A 23,504-nucleotide genomic window follows, 5' to 3' on the forward strand; every position below is an offset into this window, starting at 1 on the left:
AAGGGCGTCATCTTAAGATGGGCGCCGCAGTTTAATCGCGACGCATTTGGGTAATAAGGGCAACAGGATCAGATGACAGCACTTGATATCATGGTCCTGTTCTTGCTGGGTAGCGGGGCCGCATTCGGCTTCTTACGCGGCTTTTTGCAAGAGGCTCTGTCGATGATCGCATGGGTGCTGATCATCTTGGCTGTTCGTATGTTCCACGCGCCTGCGACGGCGGCTTTGGCAGAGGCTGTGGGTTCTGACTCCGGCGCTGCCGTGCTTGCCTTTTTAGCCCTTTTCATCGTGATCTTTGCCGTGGGTAAATGGATTGCGAAATCGATTGGCGCTAAATCGCGCAAGTCCGTACTCGGTCCAATTGACCGCGTCCTTGGCTTTGGCTTCGGTATGCTCAAGGGCCTGATTATTGCGACCCTCGTTTTCCTGCTGTTCGTGATGGGATATGATTTGGTGTATGGCGCGGATGAGGGGCGGCCCGAATGGATGGCTCGTTCGCGCACATATCCTTTGCTCAATGCCAGCGGCGACGCCATGTCCGAATTTGTCCGCGAACAACGCCTCGCTGCCGATCGTGCCGCAGAAACAGCAAATTGATGGACTCCGCGCTCTACAATCGGGATATTTTGCGGTTGGCGACGTCTTTGGTCGCTGACCATCGCCTCGCAGCGCCGGATGGCAGCGCCGAAGTGCGTTCGCCCTTATGCGGCAGCCGTATTCAGGCGGATATTGTGACCGACGCCGACGGAAAATTGCAGGGACTTGCATTACGCGCCAATGCCTGCGCGCTTGGACAGGCTTCCGCTGCGATTTTGATGCATAACGCTGTTGGAACAGCTATGACCGAAGTTGCCAAATTGCGCGATGGCATGGCGCAGGCGTTACAGCGGGAGGGCGATATGCCAAGCTGCTGGCCGGAATTGGCATTGTTGGCAGCGGCAACTGATTATCCTTCGCGTCACGCCGCAATATTATTGCCTTATGACGCAATCCTTGCTGCTGCCGCGCAGGCCAAAGAGAAAGCCTGATGGAAGAAACATCACACCACCTCGTCGCGGATGTCATGATAGGCGGGGTGGTCCTGCTCGGCGCGGCGTTGTTGGCGGTGCTGATTTTCAGGCGTCTCGGCCTTGGTGCGGTGCTTGGCTATCTGGTCGCGGGTATTGCCATTGGGCCTGACGGCCTTGCGTTGATTGACGCGCCAGAGACGATATTAGCCTATTCCGAAATCGGCATCATCTTGCTGCTGTTCCTCGTCGGGCTCGAGTTATCACCCAGCAGGCTTTGGCTGTTGCGGCGGGATATCCTGCTTTTCGGGCCGTTACAGGTCATCTTGTGCGGGCTTGGCATGTTTGCCGTCATTCATTTCGCAATGCCCAGCTTTAGCTGGCAAGCCGCCTTAGTGCTTGGGCTTCCGCTGGCTTTATCCTCCACCGCCCAGGTGTTGCCGTTGCTGCAATCGCGCGGTCGGATGAAGACCGATTATGGAGAGAAAAGCTTCTCCATATTGTTATTTCAGGACATTTCCATTGTTCCCTTGTTGACGATCGTTGCTGCCTTGTCGCGCGCACCGGCGGAGGAGGGCGCGATTGAGGGGTGGTCGTTGGTGTTATACGCGGTGCTGGCGATTGCGGGACTGGTGTTGGCCGGACGCTATCTGCTGTCGCCGCTCTTGCGCTTGGTCGGCAAGATTTCAGAGCGCGAATTGTTTATCGTCACGGGCCTATTCACCGTCTGCGTCAGCGCCGCGGTAATGCAAGCGATCGGTGTTTCACCAGCCTTGGGCGCATTTCTCGCTGGCGTCATGTTGGCGGAATCCCCTTACCGGCATGAGTTGGAGGCCGACATTGATCCGTTCCGATCAATTTTACTCGGCCTGTTTTTCCTGGCTGTCGGCATGTTGCTTGATGTCGATGTCATCCTTTCGCAGCCCGTGTTCGTTGCGGGTCTGGCGCTGGCGCTGATCACGGTCAAGATCGCCGTCATATATGCGCTTGGTCGGTGCTTTGGCCTCCAAGACAGACCGTCGATCATTATGGCGATGCTTTTGAGCCAAGGTGGCGAGTTTGCGTTCGTGTTGTTTGCCGCGGCGCAGCAGGCGCTGTTGATTGAACCGGAGGCCGCAAGCTTGTTTGGCGCGGTCGTCACCTTATCCATGGCGACGACGCCGTTCCTGATGATCTTTGCGGGCAAGCTTGCAGCACGAAAGGTCAGTGGCGATGTGCAGCTTGATGATCCGGAACTCGCGTCGCAAGCCAATGTCATTATCGTAGGGCATGGACGTTTCGGGCAACAGGTATCGCAGATCATGCAGGCCGCAGGGCGCTCAGTCACGTTGATTGACATCAACCCGCAGACCATCGACCTCAGCGAGGACTTTGGCTTCAAGGTTTTTTACGGCGATGGCACCCGCGTCGACTTGCTGAAGCGCGCAGGCGGCGAAGACGCGCAGGCGATATTTTTCTGCATTGACGACCGGTACATGACCGCAGAATCGCTGATGCCCGTGCGCGAAACATTCCCGCGCACAAAATTGTTCGTGCGCGCTTATGACCGGGAGCAAGCTTTATTGTTGATGGAAGATGATGGTATCAGCATCATGCGCGAGGTGTTTGAATCCTCCATCCGGATGTCCGCCGATGCGCTGAAATATTTTGGTACTGACCGCGACCAAATTTCTGAAATAATATCAGAGTTTCGGCGTCGCGACCGCAGCCGCCTGCAAGCGCAATTCACCAGCGGCGACATGCATGCGGGAACCCGTCACAGTTTCGGCGGCGATGACTCTGACGACTTTCTGATCACGGGCGATTAAACTTCGCTGTCGAGGAATGCTGCGACGTCGTCCAGTGCGACTTCTTTGGACAAAAATGTCTGCCCGATACCGCGTGCGAGCAAGAAAGGCAGTGTGCCCGCGCTCATTTTCTTGTCATGCCGCATATAGTCGACCAAGGCCGCGCCATTGGCAGTGACGCCGGCTTCGGATAGCGTCGTGGGCAGGCCGGCCCGCTTTAGAAGCTTAGTAACCCGTGCGGCATCTTCTGCTGGGCAATGGCCCAGCCTCACCGAATACCGAAATGCTAAGGCCATGCCGGCGGCGACCGCTTCGCCGTGAAACAGCCGGTCGGAAAAGCCAGTGTCGGCCTCCAGCGCGTGACCAAAAGTGTGCCCCAGGTTCAACAACGCCCGCGTGCCCGTGCGTTCGGTTTCGTCTGCGGCGACGATCCGCGCCTTGGATTGTACGGACAGGATGATGGCCTGCGCGCGGATATCAGGGTCACTCGCAAAAAAGCTGTCGAGATTATCCGCGCAAAAGTCAAAAAACGCCGCGTCATCGATCAGGCCGTATTTTACCACCTCGGCAAAACCCGCCGCGAGTTGGCGGGGTGGAAGCGTTAAAAGTAACTCTGGGTCGATCAACACCATCGCGGGTTGATGAAACGCCCCGACCATATTTTTGCCTGCCGCGCTGTTGATGGCGGTCTTGCCGCCAACACTGCTGTCGACTTGGGCAAGCAGGGTCGTAGGTATCTGTACAAAGGCGCAGCCGCGTTTGATGATATGCGCGGCAAAGCCCGTAATGTCTCCAACTACGCCGCCGCCCAGCGCAACAATATGGTCGCTGCGTTCCACATGCTGTTCGAGCAACCAATCCGTCAGTTTTTCCAACTGCTCCCAGCTTTTCCCCGCTTCGCCAGCGGGCAGTGTGAAATGCGCGCATGACAGCCCTGCGCCGCGCAAGGCCGATTCAAACTGCGGCAGAACCGCCTGAGCCACATTTTCGTCGGTTACCACAAGCAAGCGGCTGTCGCGGGCATAAGGCGTTAAAATAGCGCCGACATCGGCGAGTAACCCGGCGCGGACATGAATGTCATAGGGGCAGTTGGACAGGTTGACGGATATCACGGTCATGCGGAAAGGGCCTTCAATATGTCTTCAACGGTCCGCACATGCGGCGAGCTATCGCTGCGAATATGGAGATTGGCCGCGGCATATATGGGGTTACGCACCTTGCCAAGATCGGTCAGGACCGTGACGGGGTCCTTGCCTTTCAACAAAGGGCGGTGGTCCCGCCGCGACACGCGGTCGGCAAGCACTTGGACATCGGCATCAAGCCAGATCGATGTTGCGCGTTCCAAGATGAGTGCGCGGGTATCGTCGTTGACGAAAGCGCCGCCACCAGTCGCAATGACCTTCGGTTCGCCTTCGATGAGCCGGGCAATTACGCGGCGTTCACCATCTCGAAAATATTCCTCACCAAATTTTGCGAATATTTCGGTGATCGACAAACCCGCTGCCTTTTCAATTTCGTCATCGGCATCGGCGAACGGCACATCCAGACGGCCGGCAAGCCGTTTTCCGATGCTGGTTTTGCCAACGCCCATCATGCCGACAAGCACCACCGGACGGTCAATGACCAACGCGGCTTGCATGCCAAATTTACGTTTTATCTGTTCGTGATGTTCAGCCATGACGATATGGCTTATATATCGCCTTAGCGTAAGCCGAAAGCAGTTTGCCGCTTTTCAGATTTTATTTTTAAATACAGGATGATAATCGGAAAAAAGTCGCATGGTTGCATGAAATGCCGTTTTTGCGGTTTCTATCGGTTGCTGCAAGGGGCATAGGATTGCTATTCTCAGCGCAGGGTTGCGGCAATGGCAACGGATGATATGGAGACATACCGCATTGCTGTTCGCAGATATGGAAACAGGTTCGCATCATTGACTGACAAGATTTCAAAAAGCGGCCTTTTGGTTGCCAGCGCTCTGGTCTTGGTATTTTCTTTGCCCGCGCTTGGGCAGCAGGGGCCTGAATCCCTGCTTCCTGAAGGCTTTGGCGATCCTCCACCCCCGCCGACGCCTACGGCAGGCCGACCTGCGCCGAATGCCCCCAGATCGCCGAATGGCGCAACCGCCACGACCCCTTTGACGGGGGATGAAAGTGCGACGGAAGAGGAAGGTGAAGAAGAGCCGGAATTGGTCATCCGTTTTGATGTGCCACCTTCCGCGCGAAAGTCTTTGGACGATATTGGGATTTTATCCGAAGCATCGGGCGGATTTCCGGCGGACTCTTTTGGCACCCTGGATGGTGCTTTCCTCAGCCAGATAGTAGAGCGGACGCAGGGGCCGATTGCCTCGCGCTGGGCCACTATCATGGCGCGGCGCTTACTTGCCAGCCGCACCAACACGCCAGCCGGTGTCAACGGCGCGGATTGGACAGCGGAGCGCGCGTGGTTGTTGCTGCGGATGGGCGACTCGGTCGTGGCGCGTAATCTTGTTCAGCAGGTTGATGGCGCAGATTACACAAAACGCCTCCACGAGGTCGCAATGCAGGCCTATTTGGCCAACGGCGATTTAGCGGGCATGTGCCCATTGACCGAAAGCGGTGTTCGCCTTGTGAACGATGGCCGCTGGAAAATGACGCGCGCCATCTGTGCGTCGCTGGCGGGTGAGCAAGGCAGCGCGACGGCATTTATCAATCAGGGACGCTATCAGGGATGGGTGCGCGGCGTCGATTATTTTCTGGCTGAAAAAGCGGTTGGGGCCGGTGTTAACGGGCGGCGTTCGGTGAAAATCGAATGGGAAAATGTGGAGGGCATGAACCCTTGGCGCTTCGGTCTTTCCGCTGCTGTGGGCCTTGAGCCCCCCGAAAGCCTATTTGCCGACACGGGTCGTCAGGTTGACGGTTGGCGGGTGCAGTTGCCGATGTTTACGCCGACAATCCGGGTTAAATATGCGCCCGGAGCTGCTGCGCTTGGTATATTGTCGAACCGGAACATGGTGGATCTTTATGCGCAGGTCCTTGATGATCCCGATGCGCCCGACGCCGCGCGGTCACAGGCCGAAAGCCTTGGATATGCTTACACCGCATCAGGTGCAGATGCCAAGGTTGCGGCTATGACGTCTTTATGGACCACGGCGGCCACGGGCGTAGACTATCATGGTTCATTGGTGATGACGGCGCGGGCGGCTGCGCTTATTGCGCCGAGCGCTGATCATCAGGCAGAGGCTGACCGGCTGATTGCCTCTATGCTGACGGCTGGGCTTGACCGTTCCGCTGCGCGATGGATTGACATTGTGGCGGATGGTTCGCTGGGTTGGGCGCTTCTGACTTTGGCGTCTCCGGGGCGGGTAACGGCCGCTGATTATGGCAGCCTTGACGATTTTTTCGACAATGATGGCAGCACCGACGGACATAAGTCACGGCTATTGCTCGCCGGCTTGTCCGGGCTTGGCCGTATTGAAAAGGATGCAGACACTGAATTTGCCAGCAACCTCAAAATCAATATTTCCCGACAAACCGCATGGTCAAAGGCGATTACCGCCGCCGCCGAACGTGGCGAGCAGGGCACGGTTGCATTGCTGGCGATGGCTGCACTGCAGGCGCCTTCATGGTCACTGGTTCCCGCCAATCATCTCTACTATATCGTCCGTTCATTGCGTCAGGTCGGTTTGGAGGCCGAAGCACGGATGATTGCGGCTGAAGCTGTCACTTTTGCCTGACAATATGGCAATGGCGATCGTCAGCCAGCAATGAGCTTACCGGACCGTGATCTCATTGCGCGTTTTTTGGAGATGCTGGCGGCAGAGCAGGGTGTCGCCAAGAACACGCTGTCGGCGTACCAAAGCGACTTGAATTCGGCATCCGGCCTTTTGCACAGTAAACTGGCAGTGGCAGAGCCTGACGCGCTTGTAGAACTGGCGCGCCAATGGCGACACCTTACCAACAGCTCCGTAGCGCGCAAGGCATCGGCATTGCGGCGTTTTTTTGCCTTTCTGCAAGAGGAGGGATTTCGTGCCGACAATCCGTCGGCAGCGCTCCCAAAACCAGCGCAAATGCGGCCCTTGCCCAAAATTCTGGATAAAGACGAAGTCGACACCTTATTCGCGGTCATTGAAGCAAAGCTCGCCCAGGCGCATCCAATATCAAGTGATTATCGGCTGTTGGCGCTTATCGAACTGCTGTACGGTTCCGGCCTGCGTGCGACCGAATTGGTCGCCCTGCCGCGAAATGCAGTCATATCCGATAGGCCGTTCATCATAATAAAAGGCAAAGGCGACAAGGAACGATTAATCCCCATTTCCAATCGTGCCCGCCACGCAGTAAGTGCTTGGCTGGACTTCGTTCCTGAAAAATCGCGGTTTCTCTTTCCGTCGCGCGGGGGGCATATCAGCCGTATTCGCCTGTTCCAGATCATTAAGGATCTTGCCGCGCATGCGGGGCTGGACCCGGCAAAGGTCAGCCCCCATGTCCTGCGGCATGCCTTTGCCACGCATCTTTTGGCGGGCGGCGCTAATTTGCGGGCGTTGCAGTCCATGCTGGGGCATGCGGACATCGCGACGACGCAGATTTACACGCATGTCGATAGCAGTAAGCTCGTCGAATTGGTCAATCGGCGTCATCCATTGGCAACGCGCACATTGACCCGTCGCACGTGAGGCTCTAACCCGCAGACATGATGGTCTATCTCGATTTTGAAAAGCCGGTTGCCGCGCTCGAAGCGCGCATCCTTGAATTGCAAGATGCTGCGCGTGATAGCGACGTTGATGCGGGCGCCGAAATCGCCAAATTGCGCGACAAGGCGGACAAGCAGTTGAAGGATACCTATGCCAATTTGACGGCATGGCAGAAAACGCAGGTCGCACGGCACCCGGAACGTCCACATTTCAAACATTATATCGAAGCGATGTTTGAAGACTTCATGCCCTTGGCAGGGGACCGCGCCTTTGGCGATGACCAAGCGATCATGGGCGGCCTTGCGCGCCTAAATGGCCGCCGCGTGATGGTCATTGGGCATGAAAAGGGTGACGATACGCAAAGCCGACTGCGCCATAATTTTGGCATGGGAAAGCCTGAGGGCTATCGCAAAGCCATTCGCTTGATGGAACTTGCCGATCGGTTCGGTATCCCGGTGGTGAGCTTGGTCGATACGTCGGGCGCGTTTCCGGGTATTCAGGCCGAAGAACGCGGGCAGGCAGAGGCGATTGCCCGTTCCACCGAACAATGCCTGGCGCTGGGCGTGCCGATGATTGCGTGCATCGTGGGGGAAGGTGGTTCGGGGGGTGCCGTTGCATTGGCGGCTGCCGACCGCATATTGATGTTCCAATATGCGGTTTATTCGGTGATATCGCCCGAAGGTTGCGCATCGATTTTGTGGCGTACCGGCGACAAGGCGTCGGACGCAGCGCAAGCCATGAAGATGACGGCAGACGACCTGAAGGCGCTGCGCATCATTGACCGGATCGTCCCAGAGCCCATTGGTGGCGCGCATCGCGACCATGGCATGGCCGCGGCAGCGCTTGCGACCGCCATAGACGAGGAGTTGGACGCATTGTCAGGCTTCTCATCCAAAGAACTGCTTCAACAGCGGCGCACAAAATTTTTGTCCATGGGCGCCTAAGTTTTTCTTGTGGTAGAAAGTTGATACGCTTTAAAATTTCGACGTGTCGAAACTTAATGGACTAAACGCCGTTCTGTGTATTTAGGCAGAAATTTTATGCGCTATTCAAAGATGTTTCTTGTTACTGGCGCCGCAATTGTCGGATTGGTAAATGTTGGCGGCTATGTTCCCGCCGAAGCACAACCTCGAACCACGGCCCCCGCTATTCCTAAGCCCTTCACCGCGCAGGAAAAGAATGAAGGTGCAAAATATCACGCGGAAATTTTGAGAGAGTTTGGCGGACCGATGCAAAGTCCGCAGACCGCCTATGTCGTGCGGATCGGCCAAAACATCGCCATGCAATCGAGACTTGGAAACGCGCAAAGCGATTTTAACGTTACATTGCTCAATTCGTCGGTGAACAATGCATTCGCGTTGCCGGGGGGGTATGTTTACATCACCCGCCAATTGGTCGCCTTGACCAATAGCGAAGCCGAAATGGCAGGCGTTCTTGGTCATGAGATCGGGCACACAGCAGCACGGCACAGTGAAAAACGCAAAAATAACTCTACAATTGCTGGCCTTTTGGGGATTGGCGGCAGCATATTGGGGGCAGTGCTTGGTAACTCGGGCGGTTGGCTCGGCGCTCTGGGCGATGGGTTACAGCAATATGCAGGTCCGTTGGCGCAGGTCTTCACTCTAAAATATTCGCGGAAGCAAGAAGAGGAGGCCGATGATTACGGCATCCGTTATCTCAGCACAGCGGGATATGATCCAAGCGCATTGGCATCGATGCTCAATTCATTGGCGTTGCAGACCAGCGTGGATACGCAGGTGGCCGGCTTGGCCAATAACCGGGTTCCGGAGTGGGCAAGCACGCACCCCGATCCTGCCCGCCGCGTGTCGCGCGCAGCATCGCGGTCCAAAAGCTATCCGGCCAGCACCTTCCGCAATGCTGACGCCCATTTGGCGGCCATTGACGGCATGTTGTATGGCGATGACCCTGCGCAAGGTGTGGTCGAAGGGCAAGATTTCCTGCATCCGCAACTGAAGATGAGGTTCACCGCGCCCAATGGCTTTGGTATGCAAAACAGCAATGATGCGGTGACAATTAACGGGAATAGCGGGAAAGCCATGTTCACGGGCGGTGCATTTGATGGCAACCGCAGCAGCTATGTGGACAACGCGCTTAAGGCAGTGTCGGGGGAGAATGCCACGATTCCCATAGGCGAAATACGCCGAACAATCGTGAATGATATCCCTGCTTTTTACGCCAATTCCGTGGTCAATACGCAGCAGGGGCAACGCGTCGTTTCGGTGTTCGCGTATGAATGGGTGCCGGGCATGGCCTATCATTTTGTGACGATAACGGCGAACAACGTGAACCCGTTTGATCGCATGTTTGCTAGCATGTCGCGTCTCACCCCCGCGCAAGCCGCGACGGTAAAACCACGCAGGCTGCGTGTGGTAACAGCCGGGCCCCGGGATAGCGTCGCAACACTCGCCGCGCGCATGGCTTACCCATCGCTGCAAAATGAACGTTTTAGGGCGCTCAACGGACTGTCATCCAATGCCGCCATTCGCGCTGGGCAGAAGCTGAAGATTGTGACCTACTGAATGTAAAAAGCGGGGACCGTGAAGTCCCCGCTTTTGTGGCTAACGTCAAACTGCAAACGTCACCTTAAAGCAGTTTTTTGCAGTTAAAGCTTATGATGCGGTATTTGCCGCGTCGAGCTTACCGCTTACATTGTCAAACGTACCCGACAGGTTCTCGCCAAGGCTCGTCATGGCTGCGATGGCGGCAACAGCAATCAAAGCGGCGATCAAGCCATATTCAATTGCCGTAGCGCCGTCTTCATTCTTGAAGAATTTGGGCACCTCCATTAACCGTTGATTTTGGTCAAGCGGCCTCGATATGCGCGTTGCAGGCACCTGATCGGTGCATTTCGGGCTGAGATTGGCTCTATTGCCGCTGTTTTGGCCCCTATTTCTGGATTTTGGACACAATTATCCTGTCGCCGCTCGTCGTTCGTGGAACAGCAGGCGCTGCATATTGTACGCAAGATTGGCGAGCATGATCTTCGTCTCGGCACGCTTGATGCCGATGGTGCGGATGAACAGTCCCATATGCGCCTTTTGCTGCGCAAAGACGTGCTCGACCCTTGCACGTATCTTCGACTTTGTTCGGTTGGCTGCACGAAGCGCTTCTGACCGTGGCTTGCCCTTTGGCTTCTTGCGGTGGATGTGGCTGACCCGGCCATGGGCTGCAAGCCACGCTTCATTGGTCTTGGACCGGTAAGCGGTGTCGCCCCACACATCAGATGCAGTGTTGTTTGTCGTGACCACTTCGCGCAGTTGTGATCCATCATGACGCGCGCCGTGCGTGACCACAGCCTTGCGGATGAACCCGAAGCGCTGATCGATAGCTATATGATTCTTGTAGCCAAAGCTTGGGATCGCAATGTCGATCTGCGGCTTGCCGTTCGCAGCCATGCGCGCTTTGGCAAACTTCACCGTCCAGCGCGCATCTGTGTCTTTCTGCGCAGCCTTGGCGGGTTGGTCGGGCCAGACTTCCTGTGCCGTCTTGCCCGTTTTGATTGCATCCTTCTCGTCTTGCGTATTGCGCTGCTTGGGGGCTGCAATCAGCGTTGCATCGACGATCTGGCCGCCCATTGCCAGATATCCATTGGTTCGCAGCCGGTGGTCAAAGGCGTCAAACAGCACCTGCAAGGTTCCGGCATCGGTCAACTTCTCCCGGAATAGCCGGATCGTGTTGGCATCAGGCGTTGGCGCTCCAAGATCAAAGCCCAGAAAACGCAGCCAGCTCAACCGATCACGGATCAGATACTCCATGCGGGCATCGGCCACATTGTTCTGCGCCGCCAGAATAAGGATCTTGAACATCGATACGCAGTCATAGGGCGGTCTGCCACCCTTCGAACCGTCCGAATAAGCCAGTGCATTGTCCAGGATCACACGAAAGCCTTCAAAATCAACTATCCGCCCCAGCGCCTCAAGCGGATCGCCATTGGCCGAAAGCCGCTTCAAATGATCCGATAAACCGAACAAACCCGCCTGCTTCATAATCGCCTCCCGATGGGGACCGTTGAATCAGATCACACGCTCAAATGCCAGAGGTTTTTGGAGGTGCCCATTTTGTGCTAAATTTCATTTTTGGTCTCCAGTCTATTTTTATACCCCAGACGACTTCATAAAAAATCGTCAAAGTATAAATAAATTTAAACAATTTATATTTATTTAATGTCAAAATTACTTACTAGTTGCGACTATTTTATCGGATAATTTGTTCCAAATATCCATATTATTTTTTGACACCTGCGTTAATGCTACAATTATTGTAATAACAATTAATGAAGCGATCAGACTATATTCTACTGCCGTCGCGCCTTGGTCGCATTTTTTAATGCAATGAATTAATCCCAACATGTTCGGTCCCACTTCATTCCCTGGTTGCGAGCATCGTTAAAATCTCACACACAAGTTAACAAATGCTTGCAGCGTGGTGGGGATATGGAAAATAGTCGGAATATATTGTTCGTGGTGGCCGCTGCGTTGACGAATGACAAAGGCGAAATCCTGCTGCAACAGCGTCCTATGCATGCCCAAATGGGCGGTTTATGGGAATTCCCCGGCGGCAAAGTGGATCTCGGCGAATCGCCAGAAAACGCTCTTGTGCGAGAGCTTGAGGAGGAGCTTGGTATCATCGTTGCCGCGCAGGATTTGGTGCCCGAAACCTTCGCCAGCGAACCATTGGGCGAACGCAATCTTGTGCTTCTGCTTTATCGCTGCACCACATGGTCGGGTGCGCCCTCCGCGATCTATGCGTCCGATATCCAATGGACTTTGCCGCAAGACATGGCGGATTTGCCTATGCCGCCTGCGGATTATCCTCTGGTCCGCAAGCTTCAGGGGATTTAGCCCGCTGGGTCCTTCGACAATATGTCCGCGAGCGAAACCTGTCCGCTGCCTCTTTTGGCGGGTCGGGGTTGGTTTTCGGACGGTGCCCATCCGCTTAAATAGATATGGGCAAAGCTCTCGGTAACCTTGCCTTGCGCATCGGCACGGGCGGCAAACGCATATTCGAGCCGTGCGGCCACGTCTTTGCCCAGATAGTTGCGCGGTCCGGCAAGCGCATTGCCAACGCCAGCGTCCCGTATATCTGACACAATCGAGCGCCAGTCACCATAACGCACGGCGCAAGTGTCCTGATCCGCGACAGGCAAAGTGAATCCAGCGCGAACGATGAGGTCTGCTGCGCTGCGCAAGTCAATCTGTGGGTGGATATGCGGGGTGACCCGATCGGCATCCGCCTCCAGCAACATCGCTTTCAGCATAGCTAAGGTTCCAGCGCCGAACATATGGCCAAGGAACAATCCATCGGGCCGCAAGATACGGCGGATTTGAATAAGCGCTCCGGGCAAGTCGTTGACGCTATCCAGCGTTCCTGCCGAAATCACCAAGTCAAAGCTGCCGGGCGTGAAGGGCAGGCGGTCTTCTTCCAACGCAACTGGCGCGTCATTCTCCGCCACAACATCGCGGAGCGGGGCAAGCGTGCAGGGGACATTTGGCGGCAGGATTTGCCCATACCATCGTCCGATGGGCCCGATGATCAGGGCATGTTCGAACGTGCGCGTAACCGCAGACAGCCGCTCTGCCATATCTTGCGCGATGTGGTGCCACAGGAAATCATCACCCGAACGCCCAATGGCCCGCGCGCGCAGGGCATGACGGCGGCGGCGGTCAAAAATTTCCGGTGGATATAATTCATTGTTCATTTGCGGCCTTGTGCAGACCCAATCTTTGTCCGACAAGTGCGATATGGCAAAAGGCAGCCACATTTTCCATAGGATGTTGAATTGGGTTTTGCCCGAACGCTGCCCCTGTTGCGGCACTATTACCGCAGCGGGCGGGCCGTTCTGCGTCTCCTGCTGGCAAAAGCTGGAATTTATGGGGCCGCCTTGGTGTCGGGGATGCGCAGCCCCCTTTGACTTTGACCGTGGTGTGGACGCGTATTGCGCGGCCTGCATCGCAAACCCGCCCCGACATGACGGCATCCGCGCCGCCGTAAGATATGATGATCTATCGGCGCAAGTGGCGCTGCGGTTAAAATATGGTGGCAAAATCGGCTTAGCGCGTGTCATGGCGCAGCAATTGCTGCGCCATGTGCCGGAGGAGGCGGACCAAGTCATCATCACGCCAGTGCCGTTGCATTGGACACGGATATGGTCGCGCAGCTTCAACCAGTCGGCGCTGATCGGCAAACAGCTCGCGGTCCTAACCGGCATGACTTTTGTGCCCGATATATTGTTACGGCATAAGCGCACACGGAGCATGCGAGGTTTGGACCACAAACGCCGCAGACAGGCCGTGGGAAGCGCCTTTATCCTGCATCCAAAATACAAGGGCAAATTGAAAGGGCGCAAAATCATCCTGATCGACGACGTCCTGACCTCGGGCGCAACCAGCGACGGCTGCGTCGCGGTGCTGAAACGTGGCGGCGCGGATTGGGTACAGATATTCTGCTGGGCGCGGGCCTTGCGCGGCGGCAAGACGCCAGCGGACGCGGCGATATCGTTCAACGCTTGACTTGCAGGACTGGGATCACCATTTCAGTTCTATGACTGTAAACGTTGAAATCTACACCAAATTCGCCTGCCCTTATTGTGTGCGGGCCACACATCTTTTGGATAGCAAGGGCGTCAGTTATACCGAATATGACGTCACGATGGGCGGCGCAAAGCGCGCCGAGATGGTCGCACGTGCGCCGGGTGCCCAAACCGTGCCGCAGATTTTCATCAATGACGTCGCGATTGGCGGCTCGGATGACTTGCGTGCGCTCGATGCCCAAGGAAAGCTGGATAGCTTGCTGGGAGTTGGCGGCGCGTAATGATCACATTTGACTTGAACTGCAGTAACGGACACCAGTTCGAGGGCTGGTTCGCGTCCTCTGCCGATTTTGATGCTCAGAAATCCAGCGGTCTGCTCGCTTGCCCAACCTGCAATGACGGCATGATTCAAAAGGCGCTGTCGGTGCCCAATGTGCCGCGCAAGGGCAACCAACGGCCCGCCCTTTTGCCTTCGGTCGCTCCCGCCGCAGCCGAAACGGTGGCGGATGCGCCCGCAAATGCCATCCTGCCCCCAGCCATGGCGGAACTGGTCCAAAAATTGGCCCGAGCGCAATCCGAAATGCTGGATAAATCGCAATGGGTGGGCGGCAACTTCGCAGAAACCGCGCGCGCCATATATTATGGCGAAGAACCCGATCGCCTCATTCACGGTGAAACCAGCAGTGATGAGGCAAAGGCATTGGTTGAAGAAGGCGTCGGCATTGCGCCTTTGTTGTTTCCGGTCGTCCCGCCCTCGGCAAAAAATTGACCGTCCGGTTGCGCGCAGCTATGACCGTGGGCATCGCACCCATAGCTCAGCAGGATAGAGCATCAGATTCCTAATCTGGGGGCCACTGGTTCGAATCCAGTTGGGTGCACCAAGTTTTTCCGAAAAATCAGGTCAAGGGTAGGGCGCACCCGCGAAGGCAGGAGCCTATCGCGTCTCGCTGATGACCACTGCGCTGGGGCGACAACCGGGCCCAAGCGCGATGCACATGCGTTCACGGCCAAATGCGATTTTCCGCCCGTGACCTGCGCGCAACGGTGTTTTTCCGATGGTCAGCGCTGCCTAATCGGGCGTTACGTAGCAGGAGGAATTTCAATTCGTAACGCACTGTAAATTAGATGCTATTCTCTCAAAAATGAGAGTTATTTATTTGGCATGGCGTTAAGGAAATGGTAACCATTTGGTGTATAACTAAAGATATGTTGGTTTCTTTAACATCAGCGGCTGCGGCGCATGCTTGGCCATGAGGTATGCATTTTGAATTATGTTAATCCCATAATGAATGTCGATGTCGCCACGCGGGATGAGGTCACGACATTCCACCAGTCGGACGGACTGTCGGCGCTTCTTGCCGCGCAAGGCGTTTCCATCCTGTTTTCATCTTATCAATCGGGCTTGCTATACACGCTTCGGAATACTGCCGAAGGCGAGGGGGCGGTGCATCCGTTCGCCTTGGGCCAACCCTTGGATATATGCGTCAATGATGGCACGAACGCGTCTGCGCTCTTTGCGACCGAGCTTCCGCACCACAGCTATCGCGGCCCGTGGCGGCCGCCCTTCATCCCGGCTTTGGCGGACGAGGACCGGTGCCAGATTAATGGTCTCGCGATGGAGGGCGGTCAGCCGGCTTATGTCAGTGCAATTATCCGCTCCGATACAATCGATGGCTGGCTGGACCGCGAATATCACGGCGGCGTGGTCATTGATGCCCGCACCGGTAAGATTGTGTGCGAGGGGCTGTCAAAGCCACATGCGCCTCGCTTGCACAAGGGCGATCTTTGGGTGCTCAATTCCGGTACAGGCGAACTTGGCGTGGTTGCGGGCGCCGCTTCGGGCAGAGGCACATTCGAACCGCGCGTGTTTTGCCCGGGCTTTGCCCGCGAGTTGGTCATCTATAATGACTTTGCTTTTGTCGGCCTGTCCAAGCCGCGCAGTGGGACCGTGGAAGGCGTCACCCTCGATCAAAAGCTGCACGATGTTGAAAGCGAAGCTTGGTGCGGGGTCCAGATTATCGACCTGGCGAAAGGCGTCTGCACAGAGTGGTTCCGCATTGATGGTGCTGTCACGGAAATTTTCGACGTTGCGGTGATCAGGAGGTAGCGTGTCTACCATGCAATATATTGTGATCGCGTCATAATCTTAAGTTGCGCCTCATGATACGTAATGCGGATATGTTAAGGCCATCTTCACATTGGACGGTGCCTTAGGCGCAACACAATGGTTGTTTTCTCATCGCCTGAGGCAGTCATTAAGCCTGCAGTATTTTGTAAAATGGTGTAATAGCTTTACCATCTTCGAAGAATGCATTTGGTGCCGAGCAAACGCCTTGATATGCAACTGAATGCAAATGGGATGCGGAGTGAAATGCACGATTTCAAGCGAAAAATTTACGTTATTGATAATGACCTGGCGTTTCGCGCTTCGCTGGCGGTCATGTTGCGGTCATTAGACTATGACGTTGAATTGTTCGATGATGGTGAAGCATTTTTACTCGCTGCACATGACGGGCTATCAGGTTGCATCGTCCTCGACGTGCGACTGCGCGGCATTGGTGGCCTAGAAATCCAGCGAAGGCTGGCTGAGATGGGAAGCGTCGCACCCATGATCTTCATCACTGGCCATGGCGATGTTGAAATGGCCGTCAAAGCGATGAAAGCAAAAGCTGTCGATTTTCTAACCAAGCCCGTTCGCGAGCAGGATCTGTTGGACGCCATAAGCGTTGCCATGCAGGATTTGCGGGAGCGTGAACTCGAATTGCAACGACGCATGCAAAAACTGAATCATGTCAATGCATTGACCCCGCGAGAGCGAGAGATTTTCGTGGCACTTTGCAGTGGCAAGCTCGCAAAGCAAATTGCGCATGAACTGGGTGTGTCAGAAGCAACAGTGAAGGTTCATCGTCGCAACATGATGCAAAAGCTTGGCGTATCGTCGATTAGTCAGCTTATTCTGCAATTTGGTATCTTCTCAAACGGTAGTAGGCTGGCAGCTTAGGGACAGGGCCACTTAAACTCAATTTCGCGGCGTGAAAATGGCGAGGGATTTGAACCATTTTGGCGTCTTTTGATCTTGACCCTTTTTGTCCATATCTGCGTTGGCAAAGCGCAGGCTTAGAACCACTAAGCCAGCACTTTGCCGCCTTGCACTGAATAAAATGGCCGCAAACCGCGAAAGTTGATTTGATAGGACCTGACCCTAGGTCACATACTCATAAATTAGATTCCCAAAGTGATTGATATCTGATTCAATGCTTTTCCTGAAAGGGAGAAGTTGATGGCACGGTTTGATTTGACAGATTTCGAGTGGTTGGTGATCCAGCCTTTGTTGCCGACCAAGGTGCGTGGCGTGAAGCGGGTTGATGATCGGCGGGTTTTGAACGGGATATTCTGGCGGTTACGCACTGGCGCGCCTTGGGCGGATATTCCGGCGCGATACGGTCCGTATACGACCTGTGTGAACCGGTTCAACCGCTGGCGCAGAGCTGGTGTGTGGAAGCATATATTGGATGCAGTTTCCGTGGCTTACGAAGGCGATATCCAGATGATCGACTCGTCCTCGATCCGGGTTCATCAACATGGAGCCAATGGTAAAAAAAAGACCAGCGATCCCGTTGCATGGGTCACTCGCGTGGCGGCCTGACCACCAAGATACATGCACTGGTCGATGCGATGGGCATGCCGATCATGCTCAAGCTGACCGAAGGGCAAGCCGCCGATGGTCGCAGTGCAGTAGACATGTTCGATACCGTCGGCAAAGGGGATATCCTGCTCGCCGACCGGGCTTATGACTCCGATGCGTTGCGCGCCGAAATGGAGGCGCGCGGTGCCAGGGCCAATATCCGCGCCATGCCGCAACGCGTGATCAAACCGGTATTTAGTCACCTCCTCTATAAGCAACGCAACCTCGTCGAGCGCTTCTTTAATAAACTCAAGCACTTCAGAGCAGTTGCCACGCGATACGATCAAAGAGACGATAATTATCTCGCATCTGTCCAACTCGCATCAATCCGGATCTGGTTGAGACATAATGAGTCTGTGACCTAGTTTTGCTGCGCTCAAGCTGGCGATGAAAAGAACATCGCATGGGTTATGTGATTGCTCTCAGGTGCTGCGTTTGAGTAGCCATCACACGGCCTGTGTCTGGCGAAACTTCTCTTTCTACCGGTGTTTGCCGCAAAGCATTAATTGCTCCAATTTGGTTAAGCCTTTAGGGAATGAACTAATCTATAAGATTAGTTATATAACCTAAATTATAAAAAAACTTAACTTTTAGAAGAAATTCATCCCCAAAAAACTAGTTAATTTATCAATCGATTAATTGTTTTTGAGGTTGATCGGGTCGATGGCATGGCCGCGCTCAGTTGAATGTCCTGAACAGAGTTGCATTCGATTGCATTGTTTCTCGCGCCTGGGTTCAAAATCATAGCCCAGTTTTTGAGAGTGGAGAGCGGAAGGGAAAATGTTTGGCCACTTCTGTCGGTAATAAACATTTTGGTTACCGCGACGTAATAGATTGATGAATTTAGATTGATTTGATGCCGGGGGTTTTGGAGGGTAAGTTGGTCCAAGTTTTTACGAAAGTTTTCCCGGCTGGGCTTAGCGTTTACGGTTCGCCCTTCTCCTTGCTCCGCCCATTTTCTTTGCTTGGCAGAATGCCTCAGCTGCGTCTGCTTGCGCCGGTGCTTGGCGGGTTGGTTTTTTCCACACTCTGGGCCGTGCCAAGCCCCGTTGTGGCCGCGCAGGTCGCGGCTGATGAAACTGTGGCATCTGATGGGGCTGTAACAGAGGTCCTCACGGATGAATCACAGCCTGCGTGGACATTCGAGCGGCTGGTAAGTGAAGTGGCGGCGCGAAACCCGCGTATTCGTTCGCAATCTGCCGCAGCCTCGGCCGCAGGCTATGATGTCGCAGCCGCACGTTGGCAATTTTTTCCCGCTCCCGCAGTTCAGGTCGAGAGCAGTGGAAAAGATCGTCAGCTCATCGCCTCTGTTTCTCAGCCCATTTACAGTTTTGGAAGGCTGGAATCCGATCTGAAGGCCGCAAAGTCCCGTGCGAGCGTTGCGAATGTGCGGGTGGAAGAGGCGCAATATGTGCTGAGCTTTCGGGTGTTGGATTTGTTTGGGCAACTGTTGTCAGCATCCCGATCCCTCGACGTGTTTCGCCAAGATTTGGCCCGGTTGGGCGCATTGGAGGGGATGATCGGTCGCCGAGTGACAGCCGGCGTTTCGGCACCCGTGGACCTCAACCTGGTACTGACCCGCATACGCCAGTCGGAAAATAATATCGTAAGCCTCACGGCGCGTCAGAACGCTGCCCTTGCTGGGTTAAGCGAACTTCTCGGTGCGCCTTTGACGATGCAAGACGTCGTTTTGCCAACGATGCTCGCACAGACATTGTCGGATGACCCCTCAGTCGCGCAGGACCCTGTTGAACAAAGCCTCAGCTACAGCCCTGTTCTGAAACGCGCGCGCGGCGATGTTGAAGTGGCTAACGTCGACAGTGCGCGCGCCCGCAATGCCATGAAACCAACGCTCTATGGCAAGTTTGAGCAGCGCATTGATGATGGGCGTTATGACACATCTGCTTTCCCTGCCAGCCGTGTTCTATTCGGCTTGCAATATAGCTTCGGGTCCGGCCTGTCGTCTTTGTCACGGGTGGATGCAGCACGGGCGCAGGCTGAAGGCGCCCAACTTTCATTAGATGCTGCGCGGGAAGATATTCGGGCTTCTGTCCGCACCGACTTAGAAACGCGGGATGCGGCGTCTCGGCTGGTCGAATCCTTGCGCTTAAACCTCATGCTTCAGGAAGAGACTTTTGGTTCTTACAGCCGCCTTTTCCTTGCGGGGAAACGCAGTTGGCTCGACGTGTTGAACGTCGTGCGCGAAGTCACAGAAAATGAGCGCGCTCTTGCGGATGCAGAAGTCCAATATCTCGTTTCAAGCTATCGTCTGCAACTCCAGACAGGGCAGATAAAATGGTAGATGCCTTTGGCAGTGACGGCGTGGTAACGATGATGGACGGCGCGGACGACGATGGCGTTGCGGTCGTCCTTTCCGCGACCCGCGATGCGTCTTTTTCGCACGAAGGGCTCATGTGGCTGAGCCAGCAACTCGTTTCCGCCGGTGTCACAGACTATCGGCTGTTGAGCAGGGATTCAGTTACGCTGGCCCGGCATTTTCTATTGGAAGATGCGCCCGATTTTCATCAGGTCGCACTTCTTGAGTTATTCGAAAAACTGAAGCATTGAGGCAGGGGACTGGACAACCGAGCTTGGCATCTATCGCGCTACCGACGGTCGCCCTTATTCCGGATCATGGCTATGCCTTTGTCTACGCAGCCGGCGGTCCTGGTGAATGGCTGGTGGAAACGCAAATTGGTCGGCGGCAATATAGCGCGTGGCCTGCGGGGACAATATTCTTGCCGGCGTCGCCCGCCCGCAAAAAGGCTGAGGCACAAACCGCCGAGGAGTTGTTCGAGACGATATTGCGCAAGGATCGGGCTTGGGTACCCTTAGCTGCGGTTGCGACAGCGCTGAGCTCGATATTGTTATTGGCGACTTCGATATATTCGATGCAAGTCTATGACCGCGTTATTGGGCAGGGTGGCCTGTCAACTTTGATTGTCCTCACCGTCGGTGTTGTCATCGCGATTGTCGTTGAATTGGGACTTAAGGTGGCGCGCTCGGCCATTATGGATCGGGCCATTAACGCGATTGATGTGGACGCCTCGGTTTCTGTCTACGCGCGACTGTTGTCGGTTCGCTTGGACCAAATGCCGCCAAGTCTTGGGACATTGGCGGCGCAGGTGCGTGGTTTTGAAACCGTACGTGCCTTTGCCCTTGCCAGAATAATCTATTTGGCAACGGACCTGCCCTTTGCCGTTTTCTTTCTGCTGGTCATCTGGATGATCGGTGGATTTACCGTGGCTATGGTTCCGGCGATAGCCTTTGTGATTGCTGCCGCTGGCGGCCTTTCCCTGCGTCGTGCCATTGCCAAACATGCGACCAATGAAATGACGGTCGCGAATATGCGTCAAGGTGTCCTTGTTGAAACGATTCAGTCCGCAGAATCGGTGAAGGCAGCGGGCGCAGGATGGTTGCTGCAGGGCCGTTGGAATTCCCTATCGCGGGAAAGCGCTAATGAAACGATGAAGCTCAAGCAGCTCAATGATTATGCTGCACATTTTTCCGGCCTTATGCAGCAGCTTAGCTATGTTTTTCTTGTCGCCGCTGGAGCCTATTTGGCCGTGGACGGCCGAACAATGACGGTAGGGGCGATTATCGCCTGTTCGATAATATCGGGTCGGGTCCTCGGTCCGGTTGCAGCTTTGCCGGGCCTGCTGGTGCAGTGGGGCAATTCAAAAATTGCGCTCGACCATCTTGAAAAGCTGTTTGAACTTGAACGCGACAATCATGGAGTTCTTCAGTCACTGTCGCCGACATTTGTGCAAGGTAAGCTTGAGGTCCGCAACGTCGAATTTGCTTGGCGGGGGCAGACAACGCCCTTCGCGTTGAACGGCTTTACGGTTCAACCGGGCGAGCGGGTCGGAGTCATTGGATCGGTCGGGTCCGGGAAGAGCACGCTTTTGAAGCTTTTTGCTGGCGTTATAAAGGCGTCGAAGGGCGTGGTGTGCCTCGACGGCATGGATGTGCAGCATATCGCTGCGGATCGGCGATCAGAGTTGATCGGATATTTGCCGCAGACCACGAGATTGATCAGCGGGACGTTGCGGCAAAACCTTACCCTTGGCCTCCCTTATGTCGCAGAAGATGTGCTGATGGCCGCGATCCAAACAACGGGACTGGCGGAACAGATTGCTGGCCGTCCGGAAGGATTGGATGCGCGCATTTCGGAAGGCGGAGAGGGCCTGTCTGGGGGGCAAAAGCAGCTTGTGGCGCTCACACGTCTGCTGTTGTGCCAGTCTTCATTGTGGCTGCTGGATGAACCGACATCGTCTATGGACGAAGGGACCGAGGAACGGTGCCTTATGGCGTTGAAGCAGCATGTTCGTTCGGGCCAGACGCTTGTTCTCGTCACGCACAAAGCACGCTTGCTTGATCTTGTGGATCGGCTTGTCGTTTTAACCCCTCAAGGCATCGCACTGGATGGTCCAAAGGACAAGGTTCTGGACGCGTTGCGTCAAAGAGCCGCTGCGGCTCAGCAACAGCAGAGCGGCATCGTCACCACCAGTTCAAATCTTCGCTCTTCTGTGCAGGCTCATTCATGAATATGATCGAACATCGTTCAAAATCCTCGCGCGCGCAGGCTGGCAGCCTTGGTTCGGCGCTGCGTCGCCCGTCCCGTGCCGTTATCATTGTATTGTCATCGCTGGTGGCGATTACGGCGATCATCCTGTGGGCCGGATTTGCAGAAATTGATCAACTCGTGCGCGCGCGCGGTCAGGTGATTGCGGTTGAGCGTACGCAGATGATCGAAGCCACCGATAATGGCGTGCTTGCCCAAATGTATGTTCGCGAAGGGCAGATGGTAAAAAAGGGGCAACTGCTTGCGCAGTTGGACCAAAGCCGGGTCATGGCAGCCTATGATGATAGCCAGAATAAAGTAGCTGCACTGAAGGCTGCGCTCGCAAGATTGCGTGCCGAAGTTTATGGTGAGGACCTCCAATTCCCGCCTGAACTTGATGCGTGGCCCGTGTTTAAGGAAAACCAGAGGCAGTTGTTCCAGCGTCGACGCCAAGCGCTGCGTGAGGGCATTGGCGCGTTAGAAACAAACCGGAATCTTGCCGCGCAGGAATTGGCAATTTCCGAGCCGCTGCTGGCGTCCGGAGACGTCGGTCAGGCTGAAGTGATCCGTCTAAAGCGGTCTCGCGCCGAATTAGACGGTCAGATTGTTTCCTTGCGCAATCGCTTTTTTCAGGATGCCCAAGCCGAAATGGTGAAGGCAGAGGAAGATCTGGCCGCGCAAGAGGAATTGCTTCGCGAACGGACCGCTGTCTTGCAAATGACGGACTTGCGTGCTCCGCTTGATGGGCAGGTGAAATCCATTGATGTCACCACCCCGGGTGCCGCAGTTCGTCAAGGTGAGCCTATCCTGCAAATTCTTCCGACATCCGGAAATCTGATTGTGGAGGCTAAATATCTACCCACCGACGTTTCGTCGCTTCGGGTTGGTCTTCCTGCGACAGTGAAGCTCGATGCTTATGATTCCGGGCTTTACGGAAGTCTTGAAGGCTGGGTGGACTATATCAGTCCGGACACGCTGACCGAGCCCGGCCCGCAGGGTTCGGAGACGATTTACTATCGGGTTCTTGTGCGCCTTGATCCAAAATTAAACGCAGCGAGCAAAGTCAAAATTAACGCTGGAATGACCGCGACCGTGGAAGTTCGCAGCCGGACCCGCACAGTGCTTAGTTACCTCACCACTCCCATAACGAAAACCTTATCCAACTCGCTTGGGGAACGTTGATAAGGTTAAAGGATGAGGGACATAAACAACCAAAATCTGATCTCTGATCACAATAGTCGCCAG

At 55.1% G+C, this 23,504-nt stretch carries 24 protein-coding genes and 1 tRNA gene; 19 read left to right on the forward strand and 6 right to left on the reverse strand.

Translation table 11 applies throughout. The features are described from left to right. Window positions 1-72: 72 nt before the first annotated feature. The 3 genes from HEQ18_RS00430 to HEQ18_RS00440 are packed head-to-tail and all read left to right on the forward strand — an operon-like array spanning window position 73 to window position 2,815. On the forward strand, window positions 73-597 hold the full coding sequence (locus tag HEQ18_RS00430) for a CvpA family protein (protein ID WP_432815084.1): 525 nt from the start codon (window positions 73-75) through the stop codon (window positions 595-597). Continuing rightward, window positions 597-1,028, forward strand: coding sequence for an iron-sulfur cluster assembly scaffold protein (locus tag HEQ18_RS00435; RefSeq protein ID WP_432815085.1), 432 nt, complete (start codon window positions 597-599; stop codon window positions 1,026-1,028). Before HEQ18_RS00430 ends, HEQ18_RS00435 begins: the two co-directional genes overlap by 1 nt. After that, entirely contained in the window at window positions 1,028-2,815 is a 1,788-nt protein-coding gene (locus tag HEQ18_RS00440) for a monovalent cation:proton antiporter-2 (CPA2) family protein (protein ID WP_432815086.1), read from the forward strand. The genes HEQ18_RS00435 and HEQ18_RS00440 overlap by 1 nt, the downstream gene beginning before the upstream one ends. Here HEQ18_RS00440 and aroB read toward each other — a convergent pair. Further along, window positions 2,812-3,912, reverse strand: coding sequence for a 3-dehydroquinate synthase (aroB, locus tag HEQ18_RS00445; RefSeq protein WP_397605301.1), 1,101 nt, complete (start codon window positions 3,910-3,912; stop codon window positions 2,812-2,814). The two genes, HEQ18_RS00440 and aroB, sit on opposite strands and share 4 nt — an antisense overlap. Continuing rightward, window positions 3,909-4,433, reverse strand: coding sequence for a shikimate kinase (locus tag HEQ18_RS00450; RefSeq protein WP_432816017.1), 525 nt, complete (start codon window positions 4,431-4,433; stop codon window positions 3,909-3,911). Before HEQ18_RS00450 ends, aroB begins: the two co-directional genes overlap by 4 nt. A 291-nt stretch (window positions 4,434-4,724) precedes the next feature. Between HEQ18_RS00450 and HEQ18_RS00455 the strand changes: the two genes are divergently transcribed. The 4 genes from HEQ18_RS00455 to HEQ18_RS00470 all read left to right on the forward strand — a co-directional run bounded on the left by HEQ18_RS00455 (window position 4,725) and on the right by HEQ18_RS00470 (window position 10,000). Next, window positions 4,725-6,506, forward strand: coding sequence for a hypothetical protein (locus tag HEQ18_RS00455; RefSeq protein ID WP_432815087.1), 1,782 nt, complete (start codon window positions 4,725-4,727; stop codon window positions 6,504-6,506). Window positions 6,507-6,536: 30 nt separating this feature from the next. Beyond that, a complete protein-coding gene (locus HEQ18_RS00460) occupies window positions 6,537-7,442 on the forward strand; it encodes a tyrosine recombinase (protein ID WP_397605298.1) in 906 nt (301 codons plus the stop codon). Between the two features lie 17 nt (window positions 7,443-7,459). Continuing rightward, complete coding sequence (locus tag HEQ18_RS00465) at window positions 7,460-8,404, forward strand: acetyl-CoA carboxylase carboxyltransferase subunit alpha (protein WP_432815088.1); 945 nt, start codon at window positions 7,460-7,462, stop codon at window positions 8,402-8,404. 96 nt (window positions 8,405-8,500) lie between these two features. Next, complete coding sequence (locus tag HEQ18_RS00470; RefSeq protein ID WP_432815089.1) at window positions 8,501-10,000, forward strand: M48 family metalloprotease; 1,500 nt, start codon at window positions 8,501-8,503, stop codon at window positions 9,998-10,000. Window positions 10,001-10,090: 90 nt separating this feature from the next. Here the strand turns inward: HEQ18_RS00470 and HEQ18_RS00475 are convergent, their stop codons facing one another. The 3 genes from HEQ18_RS00475 to HEQ18_RS00485 all read right to left on the reverse strand — a co-directional run bounded on the left by HEQ18_RS00475 (window position 10,091) and on the right by HEQ18_RS00485 (window position 11,830). Further along, window positions 10,091-10,267: a Flp family type IVb pilin gene (locus HEQ18_RS00475; protein WP_432815090.1), complete on the reverse strand. Its 177-nt coding sequence runs from the start codon at window positions 10,265-10,267 to the stop codon at window positions 10,091-10,093. A gap of 123 nt (window positions 10,268-10,390) precedes the next feature. Then, on the reverse strand, window positions 10,391-11,467 hold the full coding sequence (locus HEQ18_RS00480; protein ID WP_432815091.1) for an IS5 family transposase: 1,077 nt from the start codon (window positions 11,465-11,467) through the stop codon (window positions 10,391-10,393). A gap of 186 nt (window positions 11,468-11,653) precedes the next feature. Further along, complete coding sequence (locus HEQ18_RS00485) at window positions 11,654-11,830, reverse strand: Flp family type IVb pilin (protein WP_432815092.1); 177 nt, start codon at window positions 11,828-11,830, stop codon at window positions 11,654-11,656. 84 nt (window positions 11,831-11,914) lie between these two features. Here HEQ18_RS00485 and HEQ18_RS00490 point away from each other — a divergent pair, with 84 nt between their 5' ends. Then, window positions 11,915-12,322, forward strand: coding sequence for a (deoxy)nucleoside triphosphate pyrophosphohydrolase (locus HEQ18_RS00490; protein WP_397605294.1), 408 nt, complete (start codon window positions 11,915-11,917; stop codon window positions 12,320-12,322). Here the strand turns inward: HEQ18_RS00490 and HEQ18_RS00495 are convergent. Then, window positions 12,319-13,179: a class I SAM-dependent methyltransferase gene (locus HEQ18_RS00495; protein ID WP_432815093.1), complete on the reverse strand. Its 861-nt coding sequence runs from the start codon at window positions 13,177-13,179 to the stop codon at window positions 12,319-12,321. The two genes, HEQ18_RS00490 and HEQ18_RS00495, sit on opposite strands and share 4 nt — an antisense overlap. A 73-nt stretch (window positions 13,180-13,252) precedes the next feature. Between HEQ18_RS00495 and HEQ18_RS00500 the strand changes: the two genes are divergently transcribed. The 11 genes from HEQ18_RS00500 (at window position 13,253) to HEQ18_RS00550 (ending at window position 23,441) form a co-directional block, all read left to right on the forward strand. Beyond that, complete coding sequence (locus HEQ18_RS00500; protein ID WP_432815094.1) at window positions 13,253-13,990, forward strand: ComF family protein; 738 nt, start codon at window positions 13,253-13,255, stop codon at window positions 13,988-13,990. Between the two features lie 31 nt (window positions 13,991-14,021). Then, window positions 14,022-14,291: a glutaredoxin 3 gene (gene grxC / locus HEQ18_RS00505; protein WP_397605291.1), complete on the forward strand. Its 270-nt coding sequence runs from the start codon at window positions 14,022-14,024 to the stop codon at window positions 14,289-14,291. After that, window positions 14,291-14,779, forward strand: a complete 489-nt coding sequence (locus HEQ18_RS00510; protein WP_397605290.1) for a DUF1178 family protein — start codon at window positions 14,291-14,293, stop codon at window positions 14,777-14,779. The genes grxC and HEQ18_RS00510 overlap by 1 nt, the downstream gene beginning before the upstream one ends. Window positions 14,780-14,814: 35 nt before the next feature. Then, window positions 14,815-14,891: transfer RNA gene (locus tag HEQ18_RS00515), tRNA-Arg, on the forward strand. Window positions 14,892-15,274: 383 nt separating this feature from the next. Then, a complete protein-coding gene (locus tag HEQ18_RS00520; protein WP_432815095.1) occupies window positions 15,275-16,117 on the forward strand; it encodes a DUF4915 domain-containing protein in 843 nt (280 codons plus the stop codon). Between the two features lie 264 nt (window positions 16,118-16,381). Continuing rightward, on the forward strand, window positions 16,382-17,011 hold the full coding sequence (locus HEQ18_RS00525; protein WP_432815096.1) for a response regulator transcription factor: 630 nt from the start codon (window positions 16,382-16,384) through the stop codon (window positions 17,009-17,011). A gap of 279 nt (window positions 17,012-17,290) precedes the next feature. Continuing rightward, a protein-coding gene (locus HEQ18_RS00530; RefSeq protein ID WP_432815097.1) for an IS5 family transposase occupies window positions 17,291-18,060 on the forward strand; the annotation gives its coding sequence in 2 pieces (ribosomal slippage) (window positions 17,291-17,605 and window positions 17,608-18,060; 768 coding nt in all). A 608-nt stretch (window positions 18,061-18,668) separates the two neighbouring features. Next, window positions 18,669-19,997 carry a TolC family protein gene (locus tag HEQ18_RS00535; RefSeq protein ID WP_432815098.1) on the forward strand — a complete coding sequence of 443 codons (1,329 nt, stop codon included), beginning with the start codon at window positions 18,669-18,671 and terminating at the stop codon, window positions 19,995-19,997. After that, window positions 19,991-20,263, forward strand: a complete 273-nt coding sequence (locus tag HEQ18_RS00540; RefSeq protein ID WP_432815099.1) for a hypothetical protein — start codon at window positions 19,991-19,993, stop codon at window positions 20,261-20,263. The genes HEQ18_RS00535 and HEQ18_RS00540 overlap by 7 nt, the downstream gene beginning before the upstream one ends. A 23-nt stretch (window positions 20,264-20,286) precedes the next feature. Next, complete coding sequence (locus HEQ18_RS00545) at window positions 20,287-22,242, forward strand: ATP-binding cassette domain-containing protein (RefSeq protein WP_432815100.1); 1,956 nt, start codon at window positions 20,287-20,289, stop codon at window positions 22,240-22,242. Next, window positions 22,239-23,441 carry an HlyD family efflux transporter periplasmic adaptor subunit gene (locus HEQ18_RS00550; RefSeq protein ID WP_432815101.1) on the forward strand — a complete coding sequence of 401 codons (1,203 nt, stop codon included), beginning with the start codon at window positions 22,239-22,241 and terminating at the stop codon, window positions 23,439-23,441. The genes HEQ18_RS00545 and HEQ18_RS00550 overlap by 4 nt, the downstream gene beginning before the upstream one ends. The last annotated feature ends 63 nt before the right edge of the window (window positions 23,442-23,504 follow it).

This window comes from Sphingorhabdus sp. (assembly GCF_050921905.1).
GTDB lineage: Bacteria > Pseudomonadota > Alphaproteobacteria > Sphingomonadales > Sphingomonadaceae > Sphingorhabdus_B.

Bases quoted from the DNA above. Each gene is read 5' to 3' on its own strand.
- HEQ18_RS00430 (WP_432815084.1), top strand. From the start codon at position 73: ATGACAGCACTTGATATCATGGTCCTGTTCTTGCTGGGTAGCGGGGCC.
- HEQ18_RS00435 (WP_432815085.1), top strand. From the start codon at position 597: ATGGACTCCGCGCTCTACAATCGGGATATTTTGCGGTTGGCGACGTCT.
- HEQ18_RS00440 (WP_432815086.1), top strand. From the start codon at position 1,028: ATGGAAGAAACATCACACCACCTCGTCGCGGATGTCATGATAGGCGGG.
- aroB (WP_397605301.1), bottom strand. From the start codon at position 3,912: ATGACCGTGATATCCGTCAACCTGTCCAACTGCCCCTATGACATTCAT.
- HEQ18_RS00450 (WP_432816017.1), bottom strand. From the start codon at position 4,433: ATGCAAGCCGCGTTGGTCATTGACCGTCCGGTGGTGCTTGTCGGCATG.
- HEQ18_RS00460 (WP_397605298.1), top strand. From the start codon at position 6,537: ATGAGCTTACCGGACCGTGATCTCATTGCGCGTTTTTTGGAGATGCTG.
- HEQ18_RS00465 (WP_432815088.1), top strand. From the start codon at position 7,460: ATGATGGTCTATCTCGATTTTGAAAAGCCGGTTGCCGCGCTCGAAGCG.
- HEQ18_RS00470 (WP_432815089.1), top strand. From the start codon at position 8,501: ATGCGCTATTCAAAGATGTTTCTTGTTACTGGCGCCGCAATTGTCGGA.
- HEQ18_RS00475 (WP_432815090.1), bottom strand. From the start codon at position 10,267: ATGGAGGTGCCCAAATTCTTCAAGAATGAAGACGGCGCTACGGCAATT.
- HEQ18_RS00480 (WP_432815091.1), bottom strand. From the start codon at position 11,467: ATGAAGCAGGCGGGTTTGTTCGGTTTATCGGATCATTTGAAGCGGCTT.
- HEQ18_RS00485 (WP_432815092.1), bottom strand. From the start codon at position 11,830: ATGTTGGGATTAATTCATTGCATTAAAAAATGCGACCAAGGCGCGACG.
- HEQ18_RS00490 (WP_397605294.1), top strand. From the start codon at position 11,915: ATGGAAAATAGTCGGAATATATTGTTCGTGGTGGCCGCTGCGTTGACG.
- HEQ18_RS00495 (WP_432815093.1), bottom strand. From the start codon at position 13,179: ATGAACAATGAATTATATCCACCGGAAATTTTTGACCGCCGCCGCCGT.
- HEQ18_RS00500 (WP_432815094.1), top strand. From the start codon at position 13,253: ATGTTGAATTGGGTTTTGCCCGAACGCTGCCCCTGTTGCGGCACTATT.
- grxC (WP_397605291.1), top strand. From the start codon at position 14,022: ATGACTGTAAACGTTGAAATCTACACCAAATTCGCCTGCCCTTATTGT.
- HEQ18_RS00510 (WP_397605290.1), top strand. From the start codon at position 14,291: ATGATCACATTTGACTTGAACTGCAGTAACGGACACCAGTTCGAGGGC.
- HEQ18_RS00525 (WP_432815096.1), top strand. From the start codon at position 16,382: ATGCACGATTTCAAGCGAAAAATTTACGTTATTGATAATGACCTGGCG.
- HEQ18_RS00535 (WP_432815098.1), top strand. From the start codon at position 18,669: ATGCCTCAGCTGCGTCTGCTTGCGCCGGTGCTTGGCGGGTTGGTTTTT.
- HEQ18_RS00540 (WP_432815099.1), top strand. From the start codon at position 19,991: ATGGTAGATGCCTTTGGCAGTGACGGCGTGGTAACGATGATGGACGGC.
- HEQ18_RS00550 (WP_432815101.1), top strand. From the start codon at position 22,239: ATGAATATGATCGAACATCGTTCAAAATCCTCGCGCGCGCAGGCTGGC.